The organism is Pseudomonas sp. ICMP 8385, from assembly GCF_002699915.1.
Lineage (GTDB): Bacteria > Pseudomonadota > Gammaproteobacteria > Pseudomonadales > Pseudomonadaceae > Aquipseudomonas > Aquipseudomonas gessardii.
Map to the genome: position 1 here is coordinate 13,261 of NZ_LKBY01000146.1, position 20,203 is coordinate 33,463.

General features: G+C 60.4%; 22 protein-coding genes and 1 pseudogene. 1 reads left to right on the plus strand and 22 read right to left on the minus strand.

Annotated elements, in window-relative coordinates; translation table 11 throughout:
- Positions 1 to 2 precede the first annotated feature (2 nt).
- The 21 genes and pseudogenes from AO268_RS28670 to pilL2 form a co-directional block, all read right to left on the minus strand.
- Positions 3 to 938 (minus strand): TIGR03756 family integrating conjugative element protein, encoded by a 936-nt coding sequence (locus AO268_RS28670; protein ID WP_099170592.1) that lies wholly within the window; start codon positions 936 to 938, stop codon positions 3 to 5.
- A 318-nt stretch (positions 939 to 1,256) separates the two neighbouring features.
- The gene (locus AO268_RS28675; protein ID WP_099170593.1) at positions 1,257 to 1,502 is read right to left on the minus strand and encodes a DUF6124 family protein; all 246 of its coding nucleotides are present in this window, start codon (positions 1,500 to 1,502) and stop codon (positions 1,257 to 1,259) included.
- A gap of 446 nt (positions 1,503 to 1,948) precedes the next feature.
- Complete coding sequence (locus tag AO268_RS28680; RefSeq protein ID WP_099170594.1) at positions 1,949 to 2,251, minus strand: type II toxin-antitoxin system RelE/ParE family toxin; 303 nt, start codon at positions 2,249 to 2,251, stop codon at positions 1,949 to 1,951.
- Positions 2,248 to 2,559 (minus strand): type II toxin-antitoxin system RelB/DinJ family antitoxin, encoded by a 312-nt coding sequence (locus AO268_RS28685; protein WP_099170595.1) that lies wholly within the window; start codon positions 2,557 to 2,559, stop codon positions 2,248 to 2,250. Before AO268_RS28685 ends, AO268_RS28680 begins: the two co-directional genes overlap by 4 nt.
- A 65-nt stretch (positions 2,560 to 2,624) precedes the next feature.
- Positions 2,625 to 5,453: a conjugative transfer ATPase gene (locus AO268_RS28690; protein ID WP_099170596.1), complete on the minus strand. Its 2,829-nt coding sequence runs from the start codon at positions 5,451 to 5,453 to the stop codon at positions 2,625 to 2,627.
- Positions 5,453 to 5,863: a TIGR03751 family conjugal transfer lipoprotein gene (locus AO268_RS28695; RefSeq protein ID WP_099170597.1), complete on the minus strand. Its 411-nt coding sequence runs from the start codon at positions 5,861 to 5,863 to the stop codon at positions 5,453 to 5,455. The genes AO268_RS28690 and AO268_RS28695 overlap by 1 nt, the downstream gene beginning before the upstream one ends.
- On the minus strand, positions 5,844 to 7,226 hold the full coding sequence (locus AO268_RS28700; RefSeq protein WP_099170598.1) for a TIGR03752 family integrating conjugative element protein: 1,383 nt from the start codon (positions 7,224 to 7,226) through the stop codon (positions 5,844 to 5,846). The genes AO268_RS28695 and AO268_RS28700 overlap by 20 nt, the downstream gene beginning before the upstream one ends.
- Positions 7,216 to 8,055, minus strand: coding sequence for a TIGR03749 family integrating conjugative element protein (locus AO268_RS28705; protein ID WP_099170599.1), 840 nt, complete (start codon positions 8,053 to 8,055; stop codon positions 7,216 to 7,218). Before AO268_RS28705 ends, AO268_RS28700 begins: the two co-directional genes overlap by 11 nt.
- Positions 8,052 to 8,711, minus strand: coding sequence for a PFL_4703 family integrating conjugative element protein (locus AO268_RS28710; protein WP_099170600.1), 660 nt, complete (start codon positions 8,709 to 8,711; stop codon positions 8,052 to 8,054). The genes AO268_RS28705 and AO268_RS28710 overlap by 4 nt, the downstream gene beginning before the upstream one ends.
- Positions 8,708 to 9,100 (minus strand): TIGR03750 family conjugal transfer protein, encoded by a 393-nt coding sequence (locus AO268_RS28715; protein WP_099170601.1) that lies wholly within the window; start codon positions 9,098 to 9,100, stop codon positions 8,708 to 8,710. Before AO268_RS28715 ends, AO268_RS28710 begins: the two co-directional genes overlap by 4 nt.
- A gap of 13 nt (positions 9,101 to 9,113) precedes the next feature.
- Complete coding sequence (locus AO268_RS28720) at positions 9,114 to 9,413, minus strand: TIGR03745 family integrating conjugative element membrane protein (protein ID WP_257154481.1); 300 nt, start codon at positions 9,411 to 9,413, stop codon at positions 9,114 to 9,116.
- Positions 9,414 to 9,490: 77 nt separating this feature from the next.
- A complete protein-coding gene (locus AO268_RS28725; RefSeq protein ID WP_099170603.1) occupies positions 9,491 to 9,730 on the minus strand; it encodes a TIGR03758 family integrating conjugative element protein in 240 nt (79 codons plus the stop codon).
- Positions 9,717 to 10,061: an integrative conjugative element protein, RAQPRD family gene (locus tag AO268_RS28730; RefSeq protein ID WP_099170604.1), complete on the minus strand. Its 345-nt coding sequence runs from the start codon at positions 10,059 to 10,061 to the stop codon at positions 9,717 to 9,719. Before AO268_RS28730 ends, AO268_RS28725 begins: the two co-directional genes overlap by 14 nt.
- 215 nt (positions 10,062 to 10,276) lie before the next feature.
- On the minus strand, positions 10,277 to 13,222 hold the full coding sequence (locus tag AO268_RS28735) for a DEAD/DEAH box helicase (RefSeq protein WP_099170605.1): 2,946 nt from the start codon (positions 13,220 to 13,222) through the stop codon (positions 10,277 to 10,279).
- A 155-nt stretch (positions 13,223 to 13,377) separates the two neighbouring features.
- Positions 13,378 to 14,121 carry a TIGR03747 family integrating conjugative element membrane protein gene (locus AO268_RS28740; RefSeq protein WP_099170606.1) on the minus strand — a complete coding sequence of 248 codons (744 nt, stop codon included), beginning with the start codon at positions 14,119 to 14,121 and terminating at the stop codon, positions 13,378 to 13,380.
- A gap of 10 nt (positions 14,122 to 14,131) precedes the next feature.
- Positions 14,132 to 16,177, minus strand: a pseudogene (gene traD, locus AO268_RS28745) (type IV conjugative transfer system coupling protein TraD); the annotation flags it as partial.
- A gap of 1 nt (position 16,178) precedes the next feature.
- A complete protein-coding gene (locus AO268_RS28750; protein WP_099170608.1) occupies positions 16,179 to 16,595 on the minus strand; it encodes an integrating conjugative element protein in 417 nt (138 codons plus the stop codon).
- Positions 16,592 to 17,158 (minus strand): transglycosylase SLT domain-containing protein, encoded by a 567-nt coding sequence (locus tag AO268_RS28755; RefSeq protein WP_099170609.1) that lies wholly within the window; start codon positions 17,156 to 17,158, stop codon positions 16,592 to 16,594. Before AO268_RS28755 ends, AO268_RS28750 begins: the two co-directional genes overlap by 4 nt.
- On the minus strand, positions 17,143 to 17,877 hold the full coding sequence (locus tag AO268_RS28760; protein ID WP_099170610.1) for a TIGR03759 family integrating conjugative element protein: 735 nt from the start codon (positions 17,875 to 17,877) through the stop codon (positions 17,143 to 17,145). The genes AO268_RS28755 and AO268_RS28760 overlap by 16 nt, the downstream gene beginning before the upstream one ends.
- A 3-nt stretch (positions 17,878 to 17,880) precedes the next feature.
- Positions 17,881 to 18,516 (minus strand): hypothetical protein, encoded by a 636-nt coding sequence (locus AO268_RS28765; protein WP_099170611.1) that lies wholly within the window; start codon positions 18,514 to 18,516, stop codon positions 17,881 to 17,883.
- Positions 18,513 to 19,004, minus strand: a complete 492-nt coding sequence (gene pilL2, locus AO268_RS28770; RefSeq protein ID WP_099170612.1) for a PFGI-1 class ICE element type IV pilus protein PilL2 — start codon at positions 19,002 to 19,004, stop codon at positions 18,513 to 18,515. The genes AO268_RS28765 and pilL2 overlap by 4 nt, the downstream gene beginning before the upstream one ends.
- A 149-nt stretch (positions 19,005 to 19,153) precedes the next feature.
- Between pilL2 and AO268_RS28775 the strand changes: the two genes are divergently transcribed.
- Positions 19,154 to 19,795, plus strand: a complete 642-nt coding sequence (locus AO268_RS28775) for a glycoside hydrolase family 25 protein (RefSeq protein ID WP_099170613.1) — start codon at positions 19,154 to 19,156, stop codon at positions 19,793 to 19,795.
- Between the two features lie 46 nt (positions 19,796 to 19,841).
- Here AO268_RS28775 and AO268_RS28780 read toward each other — a convergent pair whose 3' ends face one another.
- Positions 19,842 to 20,135 carry a hypothetical protein gene (locus AO268_RS28780; protein ID WP_099170614.1) on the minus strand — a complete coding sequence of 98 codons (294 nt, stop codon included), beginning with the start codon at positions 20,133 to 20,135 and terminating at the stop codon, positions 19,842 to 19,844.
- Positions 20,136 to 20,203: the final 68 nt, after the last annotated feature.

Consider the following 20,203-nt stretch of genomic DNA (forward strand, 5'->3'; position numbering starts at 1 on the left):
GTTTAACTCCCTGTGTCGGTGCTGCCGAGAAAAAATTGGCCCTCGCGCTTGCAGCAGCTATACGGGCGCCACAAACTCCAGGCATACGCGCCGTCCTCGGCCTGCGGCAACGCCTCGCTATTGGGGAACACCGCGCAGTTCATCGACAGGTCCGGTTGCAGCCGCTGCCACTTGCCGCTGTCGGCATCGTTCTCACGCAGTGCGCCGGCCGGCCAATAACCCGGTTGCGCCCGGGCCAGCAAGGACTGATACAGATGTGGCTGACCGCTGCGGGTGACAACATCGCCTGCGCGCTGGGCGACCACGGCCGCTGCCTTGTAGTCGTCGGCCTGCTGCAGGAAGCCACCGCGCGGATACACGCTGCCCCACAGATTCCCGGTGACACCCACCTCACGCTGACCGGGTGTCAATGCCTCTGGATAGACCATCTCGGGAACGTTGTAGCGCCAGGCGGGGACGTCGAAACTGCTCAGCAGATACGGCCTATACGCGGCGCCTGCCCCAGTGCAGCTGTAGCCGAACTGGCTGGCGAAGCGATTGAACAGCAGCGTGCCCGGATGGCCGATCACGTCCGCATTCTTGAACTTGAGTAGTGCGTTTTCGTTGGACTGATTGGTGGTGCTGTCGCCGCCGCCCTGCGCCGAAGGATTGGCCGGGCTCATCAACGCGACTTCGCGCCAGGGGTTGGTGCCGGTGTCGGCATAGCTCGACACCACCGCGTCCGGCACGTAGTGACGCACCTTCACCGAGGTTTTGACCTTGCAGCCGTAGGGCGTGCAGCGCAGCCAGTAGCACACGCCGACAACGCGGTAGGCCAGGCAGTCCGGGGACAGACTGGAGCTGATCAGGGTGGCGCTATCGATGGCGGTGGCGCTGCCGGCGGTGGCCAGCAGGGCGAGGCTCAACGAGCCGTGCCGCAAGCGTTGACGTGGGTCCATCAGGCAACTACCGGTTGAACGATCAGAAGGTAGTTGAGCGCTGGCTACCGGCGATGTCGCGAGGAAAAGCGGGGCGGCTTACACCCCTACTATGTTGGCAGTTCATAGATTCGATAGAACATTTGGGTGTGGCGCAACATGGTGGCTGTGGGCCTACCAGGCAGATAGTTTGATACGGCGGTTTCAGGTCACGGGGTCGGCTATTCGATTTTTTGATGTGTTCTGAAAATCGTGTAGGAAATTTTTACGATCGCGCAGAGGCAGCAATAAGGCCGCTGCGAAAGTACCGCAGCGGCCATTGGCGCTCGCGTAACGCAATCATGCCGCTGGAAATTGCTTCTCAAGGGTCTGATCGACCAGCATCTGTGCCATCTCTACGAGCTGCAGTATGCCCAGCGCCTTGTCGCGCTGGGCACCCACCAACTCGAAGGCGCCGTGATAGCCCATGCTGACTGCGGAGGCCAGTAGTTCACTGGCATTGGTCAAGGCATCTTCTGGGCTAAGCCCAGGGCGGACATTGAAAATATTGGACGATGTGCTCTTCATGGGGAGGTCGTTGTTCATGACAAAACCTCCGTTGGTGCAGAACCCCGAAACCATTGTGCAAGGTTGCTTTGGGACAGTTTGGATCTGATTGCGATGTTTACCGGGCGGCGCCCTGGCGTAAAAGGGGGATAGGCCATTCTCCTTATCTCCAACGTGTGGTTAAGGAACTACCACCCGCCGTTGCGACACGGAAAAGGTGGCAGACCGTACGAGGGTCGCAAACCGGCACACGAAGGCAAACCGGCCAGGCCGAAGCCTGCCCCGCACGGCCTGCCATAGAAGGACAGGAGCCGGCTTGAAAAAGCGTCGACCACTGTCATATGGCGCTGAACCGCGCCTTCGTGCGATTGCAGGTTGCGACACCCGGCCACAACAGCGTTGTGACGCGGTTAGCCTATTCCCGAGTCATCGTAAGTCAACACTAGGTATTGAATGGCAGAGGCGTGTGCTATCAAGAATTTAGATCATTGGCCAACCAGCGTGGGTAAATCTTCCGGCCAGCTCTGAGCCTCATGCAATACGCGCAAGATCCGCACACGCTCATCATGGATTCTGTAGGCGACGATGTAAGGCGTGCGATTGATCACCAGCTCGCGTGTGCCTAGACAACGGCCACGGCGACCGCTCTCAGGAAACTGAGCCAGTCGCTGGGTCTGTTCGGCAATTCGGCTATCTACCTCAATGGCGGCACGCGGGTTGTCCTGCTCAATGAAATCGAAGATCGCATCGCGATCCTTCATAGCCCAAGGCGACCACTCCAACTTCACGCCTCACCACCTTCCGACAGCTTGCGCTGGGCTTTGGCACGGCGCTTGGCGAAGTGAGCCTCGACGTCCTCGGCGGCAATCGCCGGGCGAGGGTCGTCCAGTGCCTCCTGCACTTTGGCGCGGAACCAGGCGTCATAGGTGGCGGGGTCGGTGGCAAATCCAAAGGGCAGGGCGCCTTCATTGGCGACGCGGGTGAGCAGGATACGCACGGCGTCGGAGACCGTCAGCCCGAGGTTGTGCAGGACCGCCGTGGCACGGTCTTTCACGTCCGGGTCGATGCGGGTCTGGATCAGGGCATTGCTGGCCATGGCTGAGGTTCCTGGGGTGGGCTTGGGTAGAATGTAATTCAAGTGAATGACAATTTCCATGCCGTTCAGCCCATTTCCGGCAGATCGATGACCAGCGGTTCGATCCCTCGGATGTCATCCAGTTGGGCTGCCACCCGGAACGCCGCTGCCAGCTCATCAATGCCATGAGCCTGCATCAACTGGTGACGCTGGTGCTTTTCCTCCGGCTCGGTCATCGCCATCGCCAAGTACAGGCTGGGTGGCACCGCACGAAACAGCACCTCCATGGATTTGGACAGGATGACCCCCTCCGAGAACTTGCCCGCCTCCTTGCGCGCACTGCGCATCAGAGCTTTCTGAGCCGGGGTCAGTGCACGAAAACGCGCGATCTTCTTCACCTCATCCGGCGGCATGCTCAGGCAGATCCACCACTCGATCATGTTCAACATTGGTTCGGCAGCCTTGGGCAGGTCGTCGAGGTTTTGCGTGGCCAGCCAGAACCAGGCGCCGAGCTTGCGCCACATCTTGGTGATCTTCACCACATAGGGCGCCAGCAACGGGTTCTTGGTGATGATGTGACCCTCGTCGGTGACATTGATGATCGGGCGGCCGAGCATCTGGTCGCGTTCGGCCAGGTTGTTCACCGCGTTGATCAGCGAGATATAGGCGATCGACAACTGCGCGTTGTAGCCCTCGCGCGCATAGGTGGCCAGGTCCACCAGGGTCACATCGGCCTCGGGCCAGGGTGTGCCGTCGCGGTTGAACAGTTCGCCGTCGCTGCCCTGGCAGAATAGGTCCATGGCATCGGCCATTTCCAACAGGCGCACGCGCCGCGATTCGGGTAAGGCAAGATCCTGGCCCATGGCGCGCAGGGCGTCGCGCACGTCTTCGGTCAGCACCGTGCGTTGCTGGCTGGCGCAGTGACGGGCCGCGTCCAGAATGCTCTGGCGGATCAGGCTGCGGTCGGCGCGGGTCAGGCGCTGTTCTTCCTTGTCCTCGCCGCCGGTGATCATCAACCGCGCGGTAATTTCCAGTTCGCCCAACACATCGCGCTCGTCTTCCTGCTCGGAGCCGTCCTCATCCAGGGCATCGGCATCCAGCGTCTTGACCTGGTTGGGGTTGTCCACGAGCCTGCGAGCATCGGCGAACGGCGCCAGGCTGATCCCGGCACCGGGGGCCAGTTTGAGCCGATGCACGCTCAGGCCCAGGCGTTGGGCGAAATCGGCGAACAGACCAAAGCTGTTGCCGGCTTCGACGATAAACAGTCGCGGCCGGTAGATCGCTGTGATCTGGTTGAGCAGATTGTTCAAGGTCGCCGACTTGCCCGAGCCGGTCGGGCCAAACAGGAACAGGTGCGCGTTCATCTGCCGATCCAATCGGTTCAGCGGGTCGAAGGTGATCAGCCCGCCGCCCCGGTTGAACAAGGTAATACCGGGGTGGCCGGTGCCTTCGCTGCGGCCCCAGACCGGCGCCAGGTTGGCGGCATGCTGGGCGAACATCAGTTGGGTGTACCACTGGCGCTTGTCCAGTTCAGGATCGAACACACACGGCAGCCAGCGCAGGTAGCTGTTGAGCGGTGCCACCTCATCCTCTTCTCGCACCGGTTGCAACCCCGCATTGAGCAGGGCGTTGGCCAGTTGTAGGCCGCGCGCGTCCAGCTCCGGCAGGTCACGACCGCATAGGTAGAACGCCAGCGATCCGCGATAGAGCTTGTGCGAGCGGCCAACCAAACTGCGCGCCTGTTCGACATCTTCGCGGGTCTGTTGCGAATCCAGGGTGTCGCCCACGGATTTATGGCTCAGGTGATTGAGCTGGGCTTCCAGCCGATCCTGCGGGGTGATGAGCAGGGTCAGGCACAGCACGGTGTCTTCCGGCAATTGGTCGAATACCGCGTTGAGCGCATCGCCGCCTTTGGCAGTCTCGCCGGTGAGATGGCCGATACCGGGCGGACTGCGCAGCCGGTCCAGGGTAACGACGCGGTGCGGTTGTTCATCGAACCACCACACGCCATGCCGCGTATCCGAGCGCGGTTGGCGAAAGAACAGGCGTTGGGCGAAGTCGCTGCCGCAGGCCAGTTCCAGTTCCAGTTCATCGGCATCCGGGGTAGGGGGCAGCTCAGCCAGTCGATAAAAATGCCGCCGCGCCTCGGTGTTTGTACCCAGCCAGTCGGGGGCGGGATTGAACCAGCGCAGCAACCAGGCATGGATCGCGGCGGCCTCCAGACGGCGGGCGTGGACGCCAGCATTGGCGAGCCCGCCGAGTAGGCGTTCACAGACGGCCGTTAACGCCGCTTCCGGTGGCAGGCCACGCCGTGATGGGGTGCGCGCCGTGCGCCGGTACACCACCAGCCGCGTGCGGCGGCGCTGACCGCGCCAGGGCAGGTGGCTGACGGTTGTGTCCTCGAACAGACCGCCGGGTTTGGTCACGGCTTGCAGATGTTGCTGCATGGAACGCCAATAGAACGCGCTGAACGCGTTGCCTTGCGCCCGTGGTTGCATATAAGCCCGCAGCCCTGAAAGGTAGTCGTCCCAATCGGTCTCGTCCTGGGCGTAGAGCTGCACCACCCACGGCTGCTGGTCCAGTTCATCGAAACTGTCCTGCAAGGCGTTTTCCAGCGCGTCGCGCACGCTGCACAACCACTCGGCCTCGCGGCCCTCGGTGCCGATAGCGCTTAGTTCAAAGAACGCCGCGACCGATTGACCGTCATCCAGCAGCAGGCTCTGCGAGTCGGGCAGGTACTCGACCCAGGGCAGCAGATCGACAAAGGACGGCGGCGCGGCATACAGCTGCTGTTCGTCGGCGCGGGTCGCAGGACGGCGAGTGGCGTCACGTCTCGGTGCGGGGATGCCCAAGCCGCGCAGCCGAGCCAGATAGCGTTGCCAGGCATTCCCCGGACGACGCTGTACGCGTTTCATCAGTAGTCCTCGACCCGCTCGCCGGGCAGGGCGTAATGCACCCGCTGATACAGCGGGAACACCGTGCTGTAGCCGGGCACCGGGACCGACTCTGTGCCGGCCAAATGCGGGAACATATACATCACCAGGTCCGGGTTGGGCAGGCGCTGGAACTGGCGGTAGATCTCGTTTTGCGCGGTGCGCGTGTAGCCGCTCTGATCGACCATCGGCACCGGCGGCTGCAACGGTCGGCGCAGCGTTTGGCGGGCGTCCAGCAGACGACGCAGCGAAGAGTCGCCGTCTGTTTGCTGATTCCAGATATCCAGCATTGTGGCATCGCCGTGGGGCAGCATCTTCTCCGGGTTGGTGGCGCAGCCGCCCAGCAGCACCAGGGCGGACAACAGCGCGGATTTAATCCAGTTCAACAACATGGCCGCTCTCTCCTCGGTTATGATCGACACGGCGCCCGCTGGGGTTGTAATCGACCGTGATCGCCCGCTCGATATGTACCGCAACCTTGGCGCCAGGTTGCACGTATACCGCCGCGAAAGCCTGCCCGTAGAGCTTGTTGACCCACTGCGCCATCTCCTGCACCCCACCGGCCAGAATCCGTCCCAAAGCCTCGTTGGTGGTGATGCCCACCGTGCCCAGCGGATTGCCGGGGCTGGTGTAGGTCATGCTGTTGTTGCCCTGAATCAGCGAGGCGGCGCCCGCTCCGGCGGCAGTGATCAGCGCCTGTGAGCCCAGGTACTGCTGGGCGTTGCTGCGGCGCTCACCGGCAACGCAGGGGATGCCGTAGGGATCGCTGATCCAGCCCAACCCCTGGCGGGTGTCGCTACTCTGCTCATCGTTGTCATTTTCGCGTTTGGCGCCTTTCGACGGCACCGTGCGCACCGTACCGTCACGGAACACAAAGGTCAGTGAGCGAATTTGCCCACGCACACACGACAGCGCCCAATCCCCTGAAGCCGTGCCGCTGACCACAGCGCCGGCCACTTCCGGCAGGTCGATGCCGTTGGCGGTGAGGTTGTCCGGGCCGATCAGTACCTTGAACGGATAGGGATCATTGACAGTGCCGTCTACCGGCACGCGGCCGATCAACGCAGTCATCGCCACTGAGCCCATCAACGTGGCATTGGCCGGCACGGTATACACCGGTTGCAGTGCGATTTTTTCACGCAACGCCTTGCTTGCGCTGTCGAGGCGGGCGGAGGTGTCGTCCAGTGGTTTTTGGGCGGGGCCGAATGAGGTGGGAAAGGTCAGTGGTTTGGAGGGCTTGTTTGCTGGGGCGCGGCCATCCTCGGGTTCGATCCAGATCAGTTGATCACGCATCAGACCTTGGTTATCGCTGTCCTCCAGCCCCAGACCAACCGGCAGGTCGGTATTGCCCAGCGATTCCAGACGCTGCTGCAGCTCCTCAATCAGGCCACGGGTCTGACGTTGCGTTTCGGCCAACTGCTCGCGCCCGTCCTGCATGGCGCTCTGGAGGCGCTGCTCAATGGCGCCTTCGCGCTGACGCAGCCGTTCGTTCTCGGCCTTTTCCTGTTGATTGCTTTTCAGCGCACCCAGCAGCTCGCCGCGCAGCTGTTTGACCTGGGCAACCAGCGTGGCCACCGTATCGCGCGGGGTGTCGCCTTCGATGCCCAGCGCCTGCATTTCATCGCGGCTTAGCGGCTCGACGCTATTGCTGTCGCCCGCGTTATCCCGCGACGATCCGGCCCACTTCACGCCGGCGTACAACAGCAACAAAATCAGCGGCAGCATCAGCCACTTGAGCAGGCCGTTACTCTTCATTGTCGTGGCTCCGGGGCAGGTTCAGAACCGCATCCACTGGGCTGAGACTTGGCAGCAGCGATCCGGCCAAGCCGTGGCTGCGGGTGACCAGATACACCACGCTGGTGTCGGTGGCGTCGCCTTTGGGGCCAAGGTCGAGATGCTGGAAGGTTGCGCTGACGAAATCCCCTTGCAGGCGGCGCGGATCCAGCTCAATCCAGCGCGGCGAGGTGTTGCGCAGTCGCACAGCAGTGACCCACAAGTCTTCCAGCCGCCAGGCCGCCAGTGCGCGATAGGCCAGCGGCAGCTCCGGCATCAAGGTGTCCAGCACCAGGTCATCGCGCAGAGGCACCGTACTCACGCCGGGTACTGGTTCGAGCGTACGTAGCGGCGCATACAGGCTTTGTGCGGCATAGCGAGTCAGCGCCACCGGCAGCGGCGTCGGTGGGGCAGGGCGTGCAACGGTAGCCCCCACCTCGTCGCGGGGGGCCAGCCGTTCGGCCTCGACAATACGCACCGCCTCCAGTAGCGGCTCACCGGCTTTGGCCGGCTCGGCAACGATGTCCAGCAGGATTAACGTGCCATCGTCGGCGTCCTGCAGCTGTAGGCGGCTGGGCGCGATAGCTTCGTTCGCCAGCAGGTACAGCGCGCCGCCGGCGCTTTGCACGCGCAGTTTGCCTTGCAGTGACGCAGGCAGGCCGACCCGCACATTGCGTTCGATAAACACCACCCGCTCCTGGCCGACTTGCAACGGTACCGCCAATGGCAAACGCTCCCAACGCAGGATCTCCACCGCAGTGGCCAGTGGGCTAACCAGCAAAATCAGGGCACTGCACAGCCATCGTTTCATGGTGCGGACTCCTCGCCGTTGTCATCGGGGCTACGACCAATGCGTTGCGGCGCTTCGCTGTAGCAGTCCAGCGCCAGACCGAAGGGGTTGCGCTCGGGATCTATGTCCAGCCGCACCACCTTCAGCGAATAGCGCACCAGCGCCCGCTTGACCTGCTCGGCGCCGTAATACTCATCGGCGCTCAGGTCCAGGGTGACGATCCAGTCATCATCGGAAAGGGCCTTGACCCGCATCATCGGGTTGTCGCCGTAGCCGCGGCCGGGAATCTCGTAGACCCCCCGCACCCGCTGGCGCAGCTCGCCGCTGTCGCGCCGGCGCCCGGCTTCGTCGAGCAGAAACGCCCGGCAGGCCGGGGTCAGGTAAGAGGAAAGCGCGCGGATATTGCGTGGGTAGTCGTCTTCGCCATTGGTGGGCCAACGGTGGAGCTGCTGGAAGATGTAGAAGGCAAAGCTGTACACCGTACCGGGCGGCACCTCCCACCACTTGCGCACACTGCCCGAGCGTAGATCCGGCGGAATGTGGATCGTCAGATCACGCGGTGCATTCCACCAACCGACCGCCAGTAGTGCCGCCAGCCCCAGCAACGCCAACCCGCCCAGGCGCAGGGTGCGCACATGGGCCTGCAGGTGCGTGACCTCGTTCTTGAAGCGGCTCATGCTCGGCTCCGGCGTGTGCGCCAGGCGCCCGAGTGCAGGATCAAACCTTCACCGCCGACGTAGCGGGCCAGCAGCGGATAGCGTCGGCACAGCAGCCATTGCAGCTGCCGATACAGCCAGGCATCCGGCCGGCCGCGCTTCTGGCGGCGCAGCAAGCCACCGCCGAAAAACACCCCGCACACCACCGCGATCAGCATCAACGTGGGCACCATCGCCACGCTGCGGCTCAACCAGGCCAACGGCAGCCCGGTGAGCGCCCCCAGCGTGGTGCTGATCCCGGTGCAGGCCCATAGCTCATCGGCCGTCAGTCCGCGCACCACCACCGGCTGGCGGTTCAGGCGGTGGGGTAAAAAGCTCAGGGTCTGATCGGATCGCGATGTGCTCAGCATGGCGGCCTTCTCCCTACAAGATCCCGGTGGCCTGGGTCAGCAACCAGATGCCGACCACCAGCAACAGCGCACCCACCGCCACGGTCAGCCCGAACTGGCCCCAGGTTTTGCGCCCGGCGTGGATCTCCGAATAGGTGGTGTAGGCGTGGTAGCAGACGCCAATGAACATCGAGGCGATCACCAGCAACGCCACCAGCATCACGATGTCGTAACCGTAGTTCTGCATCGTTGAGATAATGCCGTCGCCGGTCCCGCGCGAGGGCTCTTCCAGGCTGGGCAGCGCACCCTGCGCCCGAGCCGGTGAGAACAGCATCGCCGCCGACCAGCCGCCGAACGCCACGGCCAGTGCAACGGGAAAGGCCTGATGACAACGCTTCATGGCAACCTCGTTCATGACAGCAGGAAATAGGTCAACACCACATACATCGCGGCAAAACGCACCGCTACCCCGAGCAACTGACGCTGGCTCAGCTTGTGCTCGGCCCAGCCGACATAGGCCGTGCGCAACGCCCATACGCCCCACATCAGCAGTACCGCGAATACCACTGCAATCAACAGCGCCGCACTGGCACCCGGCGTGAACCCGCCGTGGGCCAGGAAGGCGATGCTTTGCTCGTTACTCAGGCTCATGGTTGGCCTCGGTCTCACGGCGGTAGTCGCCGGACAACGGCAGCGGATCGCGCGGCTGGGCACGCTGCGGGCTCAGGTGGTCACGGATGCCCTGGCGCATGCGCTGCACGTCATCGCGGAAACGGGTGTAGTCGAAGTGGTAGCGGGAGGTGTCGTCGCGGGGGAGGCGGGCGCTGGCTTCGGCTTGGCGTTCGATGAGGTCGAGTTGGCGCAGTAATCCCATCATGCGTGTTGCTTCTGGCGTCGTGCCAGAAGGGTAGGCAAGAGGGGATATTAGCAGTAGAGCAATAATGATCAGCACTTGTCGGCTGACGGTGTGAAGGCAATCCATCGACCGCAACTCTAATATATGGGAGATCGATGTTCTTAAGGTTGCTTGTGCACTGCCACCCGAAATAGGAATGGGCCTTGATCCGGTATTATCAAAAGGTGTTGTGCAGTTGAAACTGGGAGCCAGTTTGTGTATGGGTCGGAGTATGTTGGATAAACGAAACGATAAGCCGGCTTATTCGGCACGGCTCATCGTTTCGTCCAAAAAACAGGATGTCAGTTATTAATAATTACTTGTAGATCTGAGCCGGAGATTCCTTTGATGTATGTGTAGCTAGTCCCCAGGACTGTGAGCTGTTCGTCCGAAATTTTAGCTTTTGAAATTGCTGGCTGTACTATAAAAAAGCCAACTGATAGTTCGTTGTCTCGGCATTTGTAGCGAAGCAAATCAACTTCGTCAATGGTGCCTTTTAGTATTCTGTTAAAGCCTTTGTCAATGGACTTTGAAAAGCGAGATACCATCTGTGAAAAGAGAGCTTCACCAGAGTGTAGCCATTTTACTGATCGAGAAGTTTGACCGGTGACTTCATAGGTGTCAGTAACTCTCGCACCAGGCGTCGCCACTCCATCCTTAGATCCACAATACTTGCAGTGATAGAAGTCAACAGTGATGATGCCATCGTTTTCGTTTATCCCGATGAGGTCGGCGATCTCGCCAGCACCGTCGTCATTGAAGATAATCTGGTACTTGTCTTCAATTTTTTTGTACGTGAAACCCTGTACGGTGTCTAAGTTTTCGTCTTTGCCCATCGATTCGTTCTGAATCTGGGTATCTCCCCAATCCCACGCCGAGATGAGCTTTAATGGCATCTTAATATTTAGTGTCACAGGGGAGTAGTATCTGTAATTCCCGAATATGAATGACCCATCCTGCTTAAGGATTCGAAACGGGTTGTCATCCAAATACTCTGCCAACGGACGCTCATTTTGCAGCGAGATTTTTGCACCGTCGCAGATAGTTTTATATCCATCTTCTAATAGGTTGATTTTAACTATGGCGATTTGTTGGTGGTGTTCTTCATCAGAATCAGTAAGGAGTGGTATTTCTAATAGGGTATCCGAGGTGCGTTTCGGTTGGCCTGGGTAAACATCCAAAAGATTGTAGGATAACCCATTTATCGTTATTGATATTTTTCCCTCTGTCTCGATAGCGATCGAATCCGGCCAGTCTGCGTAGAATAATCCAGTCGGCCATGCTTCACGTATTTGTTCAGAACGCATTACATTATTCAGGATGTTCTGCGGGTCGATATCTGTATCATTGAGCTTCACTGCTGCTTGATCGCACCAACGTACCCAATAGTCGATGGATTCTGAGTTCATTTCCCATATTTTACCTTTATGGGAGCATCCAGCAGTGGTCTTATCACCATCCTCAAAGCCCGTTGCAAAGATGTTGGACTTCACCGCTGTTCCATTCTCGAGTTCACTCATAATTGCATTGATGTCGCGACCTACATGCATCGTGAACCGTACATCTTTTTGTGCGCGTGATAGGCCAACGTTCTGTAGCTTCAGGAAGGTAATGTTGTGTAATGTTCGGAAGGTTTTCTCACCTGCTATTTTGGTGCTGTCAGAGGAAACCAGGTCCCGAAATTTCAATGCTTGACCTTCGTCTCCTGAGCAGTTTATAAAAAGTGTTTGATCATCCTTGCGGTAGTATGCGAGGTACAAATACCATTCAGTGTTGTGGATTTCGAAAGTATTAGCCCAGCCGACGGATACGTCTGCTTTTGTTACTAACATTACCGTATCCCCGGACTCGTTTACGGACGAATACTGGAGCTTTTCTTTATTGGACTTGAAGTGCGCGGCTCTCTCGGGAGTCCAATCTTCTTTTTTTACGTGGTACGCAATCGCGCTGATTTTCGGTATTGGATTGAGGGCTAGAATTTTTTCTCCGTCCTCGTCGTCAGAAAACTGCGAGGTTAGCTCCTCCCTCTGAACTTCTCTGTGGATTTTTTCTGCGCTGACGTCTCGGATTACCGCACTCCAGTCTGCGCTTTCTTTGTAAAGCGCAGACATCTGTGAGTCCATTTTTTGGTTGGCGATATTTGCGACGAATTTTGCATTTCCGAGTTTTTTATCTACTCGTGTCAATCGACCTATGAATTGCAGGGTGACGGCTGGGCTTCTGTGCTGGTCATGTATAGCGGCGATTTTCAGCTCTGGAAGATCGAAGCCCTCTCCAAGCATGTCGACACATACAATAACTTTGTGTTTTTTGTTTTTTATATTTTCGAGAGTTGCCGCTCTGTTGGCTGACTTGCTGTGTATGAGTACTGGTTTTAGATCTTCAAATTTACGGTAAATTTCGAAAAGAAGTTCTGCTTTCTTCTGCGTTTTTGCCCTAACCATCATTAAGTGATCTTTACCCTCATCTAGATCGGTTCTGAGGAGGGCTATTGCTTTTTCTGCAATAGCTGTATCAGCTAGACTGGGTTGGTACTCTCGAATTGGATGAAATTCTATTTCTTGGAAGTAGCCATCGATCTGGGCTTCTTTGAGTGGATAGTTATATATTATTTTTCCATCCAATCCCTCTTTATCTTCACGAAATGGCGTCGCAGTGAATTGGATGCAAGGCTTACCCGCAAACGCTTTGCGAATCCGATTCCATGTGCTGGCAGCGACGTGGTGCGCCTCATCTATAACTAGATGAGTACAAAGTTTTGTCAGGGCAGCAAGCTCCTCCTCATTAAAATGCTGGAGTGCTTGAGGAGTGGCTATCAGAACGTTGAATTGTTCCAGCTTCTCCACTTCGTTAACGGTGAGTTTTGAGCTCAGTTTTGAGATCGCAGGGCTCAAAACCGCTGGGACCACCGCTTTCATGTTGCGGAGAGTCCTAAGGGCAACAATTTTCTCGGCAGTCTGCTCTCGCAGTGCGTCGGAGGGTACGACAATCAGAGTTCTTGGAAATGCGCCGGCCAAAATCAGCGAAAAAATTGTGTCGGTTTTACCTGTTCCCGTGGGCATCACGACAGTAGCGGGAATATCCGGGGTGGAGATTAGATGGCCCAGCGTGATGTGCAGTGCAGCGAGCTGGGGTTTGCGCAGCCCGAAATCTCCATTGCTTGAGTTCGGTTCTATAAAGCGAAATGGATTATCTATCCAGCTACGGTATGCATCATTCGTTTTATACATCCCTGCATCGAGCGGCATCAGTCCATCTCCAAGTAAGTGGTTGCGTTACATCTGATTGTTGTTGATAGCTTTGGCTTACAAAAGGTAAGGATTTCTAAGGAACTTACACGCTTCGATGTAGTGGCACAATAGTGTCGGAGTACCTTGATTGCTTGATTGTCAGATGAAGTTGTTTACAAATATTTTTTGAAGCTTCCTGCCGTCAGATCCATCGCCATTCCCAACGCCGCTGCTGCCGGCAAAAGGATCCATAAAGGATGAACACTGATCGGTAAGGCCAAATACGTCACCCACGGCAACACTGCCAGCGGCAGAATCGCCGCTCTTGCCCTATGGTAGAGGAATCCAGATTCCCGTCCGGCAGAGAACCGCCGCAGATCCCGCCGCACCAGCCCATCCACCAGCCCGGTCAATGCCGCCAGCGCAACCAACGGCAAGGCAATGACCAACACCAGCAATCGCAGCCCAAAGGTCACCGTGGTGTAGAACGCCGCCAGCACATACCGCTCCAGATACACCACGGCCTGAGCCAGGCTAGCGTTGAACCCTCTCGTGGTATCAGCCGCTTTCGCCTGTTCGTTCATCCTTTTCAACCAGTCGAGCAGCCCACTGTCGAGCAGCAGGGTCTGATGCAACCAGCTCACCAGCCAGTAGGCGCTGCGCCCCGGCTCCTGCACTACCACGCTGCGGGTGAACTGGGCCAAAAGCTGTTGCAGCTCGAAGTTCATCATCCCTTGTGCATGCCGCCAACCTTGCTCCGGCCAGAACAGATGCATACCGACCAGCTCAATCACCAGGCACAGCAACAGTGACCCCAGCATCACCCCGATAAACCGCAGCGGCAGGGTGATAAGGCCCACCAACAGCCCATGCTGCCGCGCCTGCTGTTGTTGGGCGACGCTGGCCGGATCACGCATGGCCACAGGTTTGTGTGTACCAGGCCGGGGCGTCATTGCTGTACTGGCGGCGCATTTGTTCGGCCAGGGCGCGCAGGTCGTCGGGCAGGCCGGTGTTGGGTTCGTGGATCGGCAGCGGCATGCGCAGTTTCCACAGGGTGCCGCCTTCGAGCAGGGCAAAGGCCTGGCCCTTGGGCAGGGCGACGATATGTGCCGGCTCCAGCAGCGGCACGCTGGTGGTGGTGATGCGGTCCATGCTGCTGGAGGTGAAGGCGGTGTGGCCGTGGGGATCGGAGCTGTCGGTGGCGCCGCTGAGCGGTGAGACGCTGGCGACATCGACCTTGGGCAGTTGCTGGGTCAGCAGTTCGGCCGTGGCGGTCTCGCGCACGCGCAGCATGATCAGGTTGTTGAAGTTGCCCACCACCTGGGCGGCCTTGGCGCGGTTGCCCAGGCGCGCTTCGATGTCGCTGAGGGTCTGGGTGTAGGCGGTGACTTGTACGCCCGCGCCACCGGCTTTGTTGACCATGGGGATGAACTCGTCGCCCATCAGTTCGCTGAATTCGTCGGCGTGGACGTTGATCGGGGCCATCGGCTGGTTTGCGGCGCCGGGCAGGCCGTCGCCCAAGCCGAATTTGTACAGATGGCCGGCCACGGAGACTAGGTCGGCGAACATCGAGTTGCCGACGGCGGCAGCGACCTCACTGTCGGACAGGGCATCCAGGCCGACATAGACCACCGCGCGTTGGCGCACCACCTGCATCCAGTCGAAGATCGGCCGTGGGTCATTCAGGTCCGCGTAGTCCGGGGCCAGCAACTGGGCAATACGGCCACTGGTCAATTTTTCCAACAGCGGCAGCAGCGAGGCGACGATCTTGTCGAAGAAGGTACGTTCGTAACGCACGGCGCTGCGCAGGCCTTCGAGTACCGGGTCGAACAGCGGCGCCTGGGTCAGGTACTGCTCAATCGCCACCACCCGGCGGTCGCGACCGAGCATATGGCGTGGGGTATTGCGCTCGTTGATGCCGCCTTCGATTTGCACGACGGCTTCCCAGGCTTTGGGCGCGCGCTTGGCGAACAGGTGTTGGGCGTATTCGATGAACAGGGTGTCAATGTTGACCACATGGCGTTGGATCAGCAGGTAGTCGGGGCGGTGGCCGAGTTCGACCAGGGCACGGGCGATGATGTTGACGAAGCGCCAGGCGAATTCGCGGAACGCGGCGCTGTTGCCTTCATTGGAGAGTTGCCCGGCGATGCGGCTGGCCACCTCGGTGATGCGACCAAAACGGCCGACGGCGTTGTAGCGCGCGGAACTGTCGGGCCAACCCAGATGGAACAGGTAGAAGGCATCCAGCCGGCCGCTGCGCAGGCATTCCAGGTACACACGCTTGAGCAGGTCGGCATCACCCTTGGGGTCGAACACGATGCAGGTCTCGCCACGGCAGATGTCCTGGGCGATCAGTTGTTCAGCCAGCCGGGTCTTGCCGACGCGGGTTGTGCCGAGCACCAGGGTGTGGCCGACCCGCTCGCGCAGCGGCAGGCTGACTTCGACCTCATGAGGTTCGACGCCGTGCAGGCGGGCCAGGCCGCCCACCGCAGGCAAGGGGCGCACTGGATTCAGTGGATGGTCCCAACGCGTGACGCGCGCCAGTTGCGGCAAGGGCTGGGGGGCAAATTCCAGGCGCTGTTCCAGGCGGCGCGCATAGCGCAGCCGCCAAGGGGGCTCGACGTAGTGCCGGAACTCCGGGCGGTAGGTTTGCAGCAGGCGGTGGGTATGGTGCGGTTCCCAACGAAAGCCGCGGCCGAGAAACAGCCGCTCCTGGCTGACCGGGATTTGGCTGTCGCGCAGGGCGTAGCGGGGCAGGCGCCGGATGTTGCGGCGGTAGCGCAGGATTACCCAGGCCTGTTGGAGACGAATCGCGCCGAACACGATAAACCCCAATGCCGCCCCCAACCCCAGTGGCGGACTGAGCGCCACTGCCCACGGAGCAGCCAGGCACAGCAGCGCACTGCCGGCGCAGATCGCCACGGTGTACAGCTCCACCGCCGGGCGCAGCAGCACTTCGACGGTCTGGGCCATGTCATTGCTCGATGGCCGTGGCGGTGATCAGCACCGGGTAGCCGCTCAGTCCCAGCCGCTGGGCCAGGTCATCGCCGGGCACTGGGGTCAAGCTCAGGCCGGGGGCACGTTCGCGCAGGGCCTGCAGTGCTTTGGCTGACTCAACATTGACCACCAGCCCGGCGGCGCCGAGGCGTTGCAGGTCGGGTAGGCGTTGTTGCAGCCAGGCGTGGGAGCGCGGGTCGTCACCGATGAGAAACAGCGCGGTGATGCCGGGTAGGCTGATCGCTCGCGGCTCTACAGGGCCAGGGCGCAGTGAGGGTGAGCGGATCGGTAGCAGCGCGGCTTCGTTGTACGGTGCCGTTGGCGCGTCATCGAACGCTGCGCCCAGCACAAGGCGGGGCACCCACAACACTAATAATAGGGCGACGTGTTTCATGGCGTTCTCCGGGGCGAAGCTGCGACCTCCAGCCTTGCCAGGTGCTGGCCCACTTGCTGTCGGTAGCGAACGGCCGGTGCGCCGCCGGCGGGGCGATGATAACGCCCGGCGGCCATCAACCAGCTTTGGTTGGGGTTGTACTGCTCGCGCAGAATGGTCGCGGCCAGGCGCAGGTTGCGGTACGGCTCCAGCAGCTCGCAGGGTTGCCGCACGCGATGGCGTTGATAACCGGCATTGAGTTGCCCCAGGCCTACATCTACCCGTGTGGCGGGGGTGAGCTGCAAGACCTGGCGTAGATCGGCGCAGGCCTCGCGGCGGGTGCCGTAACGGCGGGGTTGGCCGGCGACATTCAGCGTCCAGGGCCAGGGCACGGTCCGCCCACGCAGGTTGCGTCCGCTTTCTTGCAGGGCCACTGCGTAGAGCAGATTCGGCGGCACCCGGGCCTGTGCGGCTGCCAATTGATAGGCTGGCGGTGGCAGTTCCCGCGCGGTGAGTGCGGATGGATCGAGCAGTGTCGGGACCAGCAGCAGTGCCGTGCAGTGGCCGATCATTGACGTTGCCATTGCCCGCCCACCTCGCGCACCAGCGCCGGCAGCTCACCGGCCACGCCCAAGCTGGCCCAGCGCCCGGCGTCGTGATTAAGGGTGACCCGGCGCTCGCGCACGCTGCGCGGGTCCAGTGCCATGCGCTGGGCCCATTGCCGCAGGCGGGCATCGTCGTTGTCGCTACCGACCATGTACAGGTCGAACTCGCGGCCGGCGGTTTGCAGCTTCTTGACCTGCAGGTTGCAGGCCGTGCAATTGTCCTCGATAAACAGCGCCAGGCGGCCATTGCCTTGCAAGCGCGCCGGGCTGCTGTTGGCGGCGGTCAGGGTGACCACTTGCAGGGTCGGGTACAGCCGCTTCCAGGCCTGGTCATAGGCACGTTGATAGGCCAGTTCCTTGGTGACACGGGCCGACTCGGCCAGTACCTGTAGTTCGGCAAAGCGTCGGCGTTCTTCGTCATTGCGGGCTTCGATACCCAGTGCAGTCAACGGGTCAAGGTTGGGTGAGTAGACGCCCAGCGGGCCTTGTTGCAACTGCCGGTAACGTGCCCAGTCCTCGGCAAGTAGGCCCCAATCTTCGGCCCGTTGTTCGTCGCTGCGGGTTTCGCGGCTGTCACGTTGCTGGCTGAGGCGGGTGTCACTGGTGGCTTCACCGCCAGCCAATGCAGAGGCCAGGCCGATCAGCAGGGCCGCCAGTACTGCGGCGGCCAGTGCGGGCTGGAGCAGTTGCGAGGTCATGGCTTACTCCTGGGGCAGCGGCAGGCGCTGCATCTGTTGGCCATTCCGGAACAGCGCGCTGCGTGATTCCAGGGCCTCCAACTGCCAGCGGCCTTCGGCATCGCCGACCTGGAGCAGGCGAACGGTGGCCAAGCCAGTGGTGCCGTTGGGTTGGATTGCCAGGAAGGGTTCGCCGCCACGCAACTCCATGCCCAGTAACTGGAAAGTCGGGGCCGTGGAAACAGCGCGTGGCTTGGCAGCGCGAGGGCGCGGTTTGGTTACGATAGGTTTGGCGGGGTTGATCTGTTGAACCAAGGCGTCGAGACGGCTTTGCAGGGCGATCAGGTCTGTGGCACTGGCGAGATCCTGCTGACGCTGGTCGAGGGTGTCCCACTGTTGCTGCCAGTGGTCGCGCATCAGCTGGAAATCGCTTTCCGTGACTGTGGCCGGTGCTGCCTCGACCGAGGCCCGGAACGCTTCCAGTTCAAGTGCGCGGGTTTGCAGTTCGGCAATCTGCGCATCAGGTGCGCCCTGGCGGCGTTGTGCATCCAGTCGGGTCAGGGAGAGTGCCAGCGCGACCAAGCCGACGCTGATCAGTGTCAACCATACGACCACTGCCACGCGGATCAGGCGCGAACTATTGAGGGGCGTTGAAATCATGGCTGAGCCTCGCCATTGGATTGGGTGGTGATAAAGCAGACCTGTCGTGCGCGTTCATCTATCGACAGGCGCCAGGCATCACCGGCCAGCAGTTGCAGGGTCTGGTTCAACGGCAGCGGGCCAAGCCGTAAATGTGCCGCCGGCAAGGGTAGATCCCACAAGGTCGCCAGTACCGGGTCACCCTCACACAGCTGGTAGCCAGAGCGGCGCAGCACATAGCGCATGGAGTCGCCGACGGTGGTTGCGTGGGTTGCTGGAATACGCAGGTCGATGATTTGCCGCAGCAGGTTCTGTTGTCCGGCATCGGGGCGCAGTTCAACCAGGGTGTAGCGGCTTTGGCGCAGGAGCACGCGTGCATCCTCGTCGGTTGGCACCGGCATCGGTGTGATGGAAAGTGCTGTTTCCTCTGTGGTTGAGGCACATGCACCGACCAGCATCGCGGCCAAAGCGGCAATGATCGGGCGATAGCAATTTGGGCGTATCAGCATGATGGGCTCCATGACAGTTATGGCGCAGCGTCGTGCTTTGATATGCCCGCTGCCATCTGGAATGGGCAAGGTGCGGTATCCCGATAGTGCATGGCGGCCGGTCGCCGATGAAAAGATGCAGCATCAAGACATCCACAGTAGGAGAGCAGATGAGTTGCGAAGGACCGATCAACGATGCAAATGCACGCGGCATCGACGTGTCGCGCTGGCAGGGTGATATCGACTGGGCGCGCGTGGCCGGCGCGGGCGTTACCCATGCGATAGCAAAGATGACGGAGGGCGGCGACTACACCGATCCCAAATTCGTCGAGAACTTCCAAGGCATGAAGGCGAACGGCCTGAAGGCCGGGGGGTACCACTATTTCCGTGCGTTGAGCAGCACGCCGTGCGAGCAATTGGCCAATATCCAGGGCTGCCTCGCCGAGGTGGGGTTCAAGGTCGGGCAGGACATCCTAGCCATCGATGTCGAGACCCATCGCAACGAAGGGGCTACCCCGGATCAGATGGCTGATGCCTTGTTCCAACTGGTGACGCTGGTCAGGGTGTCGCTGCTGGAGGGGGCGTATCCGCATATTTATGCCTCGCCCAGTATCTGGAGCAACAGTGTGGCCTGGCGCAGGTATGACTTCAGCGAATGCCCGCTGTGGATTGCCCATTGGGACGTCGCCGAGCCCACCGTGCCGGAAACCTGGAGCAAACACGGCAAAAGCTGGCAGTGGTGGCAGCACAGCAGCAAGGGCCAGGTCGAGGGTATCCAGGGCGCGGTGGATCTGGATTGGGTCAAGCCTTGAAGGCAAACAGCACAACGGCCCCGATTGGGGCCGTTGCTTTTCAGGCTCAATACTCGTCAGGCAGCAGCATCGTCGTCACCGACCGATCCCACTCGGTGATGATCCACAATGTCAGCTCCGGCGCGACGTGATAGACCGAGAGCAGGCGGTTGCCAAGCTCCAGCGCGGACTGATTTTCCTCCCAGTCTTCAGGACAAATATCGCCCCAGTCACCGTTGAGGTGGCGTAGCAGGTAGGGCAGGGGCTGGAAAGAACTGCTTTCGATCAGGGCTTGAACCCCGGCCGTAGCGACGATCATGCCCGGCGAAAAGCGCGGGGCGTTAACGCATGCGGTTTCCATGATGGAATCCTCCATAACGTACGACAAGGCCACGGCAAGCCGTGACGCCGTCGGATGGATGAAAGGAA

Bases quoted from the DNA above. Each gene is read 5' to 3' on its own strand.
- AO268_RS28670 (WP_099170592.1), bottom strand. From the start codon at position 938: ATGGACCCACGTCAACGCTTGCGGCACGGCTCGTTGAGCCTCGCCCTG.
- AO268_RS28675 (WP_099170593.1), bottom strand. From the start codon at position 1,502: ATGAACAACGACCTCCCCATGAAGAGCACATCGTCCAATATTTTCAAT.
- AO268_RS28685 (WP_099170595.1), bottom strand. From the start codon at position 2,559: ATGGCCAGCAATGCCCTGATCCAGACCCGCATCGACCCGGACGTGAAA.
- AO268_RS28690 (WP_099170596.1), bottom strand. From the start codon at position 5,453: ATGAAACGCGTACAGCGTCGTCCGGGGAATGCCTGGCAACGCTATCTG.
- AO268_RS28695 (WP_099170597.1), bottom strand. From the start codon at position 5,863: ATGTTGTTGAACTGGATTAAATCCGCGCTGTTGTCCGCCCTGGTGCTG.
- AO268_RS28700 (WP_099170598.1), bottom strand. From the start codon at position 7,226: ATGAAGAGTAACGGCCTGCTCAAGTGGCTGATGCTGCCGCTGATTTTG.
- AO268_RS28705 (WP_099170599.1), bottom strand. From the start codon at position 8,055: ATGAAACGATGGCTGTGCAGTGCCCTGATTTTGCTGGTTAGCCCACTG.
- AO268_RS28710 (WP_099170600.1), bottom strand. From the start codon at position 8,711: ATGAGCCGCTTCAAGAACGAGGTCACGCACCTGCAGGCCCATGTGCGC.
- AO268_RS28715 (WP_099170601.1), bottom strand. From the start codon at position 9,100: ATGCTGAGCACATCGCGATCCGATCAGACCCTGAGCTTTTTACCCCAC.
- AO268_RS28720 (WP_257154481.1), bottom strand. From the start codon at position 9,413: ATGCTGTTCTCACCGGCTCGGGCGCAGGGTGCGCTGCCCAGCCTGGAA.
- AO268_RS28725 (WP_099170603.1), bottom strand. From the start codon at position 9,730: ATGAGCCTGAGTAACGAGCAAAGCATCGCCTTCCTGGCCCACGGCGGG.
- AO268_RS28730 (WP_099170604.1), bottom strand. From the start codon at position 10,061: ATGGATTGCCTTCACACCGTCAGCCGACAAGTGCTGATCATTATTGCT.
- AO268_RS28735 (WP_099170605.1), bottom strand. From the start codon at position 13,222: ATGCCGCTCGATGCAGGGATGTATAAAACGAATGATGCATACCGTAGC.
- AO268_RS28740 (WP_099170606.1), bottom strand. From the start codon at position 14,121: ATGCGTGATCCGGCCAGCGTCGCCCAACAACAGCAGGCGCGGCAGCAT.
- AO268_RS28750 (WP_099170608.1), bottom strand. From the start codon at position 16,595: ATGAAACACGTCGCCCTATTATTAGTGTTGTGGGTGCCCCGCCTTGTG.
- AO268_RS28755 (WP_099170609.1), bottom strand. From the start codon at position 17,158: ATGGCAACGTCAATGATCGGCCACTGCACGGCACTGCTGCTGGTCCCG.
- AO268_RS28760 (WP_099170610.1), bottom strand. From the start codon at position 17,877: ATGACCTCGCAACTGCTCCAGCCCGCACTGGCCGCCGCAGTACTGGCG.
- AO268_RS28765 (WP_099170611.1), bottom strand. From the start codon at position 18,516: ATGATTTCAACGCCCCTCAATAGTTCGCGCCTGATCCGCGTGGCAGTG.
- pilL2 (WP_099170612.1), bottom strand. From the start codon at position 19,004: ATGCTGATACGCCCAAATTGCTATCGCCCGATCATTGCCGCTTTGGCC.
- AO268_RS28775 (WP_099170613.1), top strand. From the start codon at position 19,154: ATGAGTTGCGAAGGACCGATCAACGATGCAAATGCACGCGGCATCGAC.
- AO268_RS28780 (WP_099170614.1), bottom strand. From the start codon at position 20,135: ATGGAAACCGCATGCGTTAACGCCCCGCGCTTTTCGCCGGGCATGATC.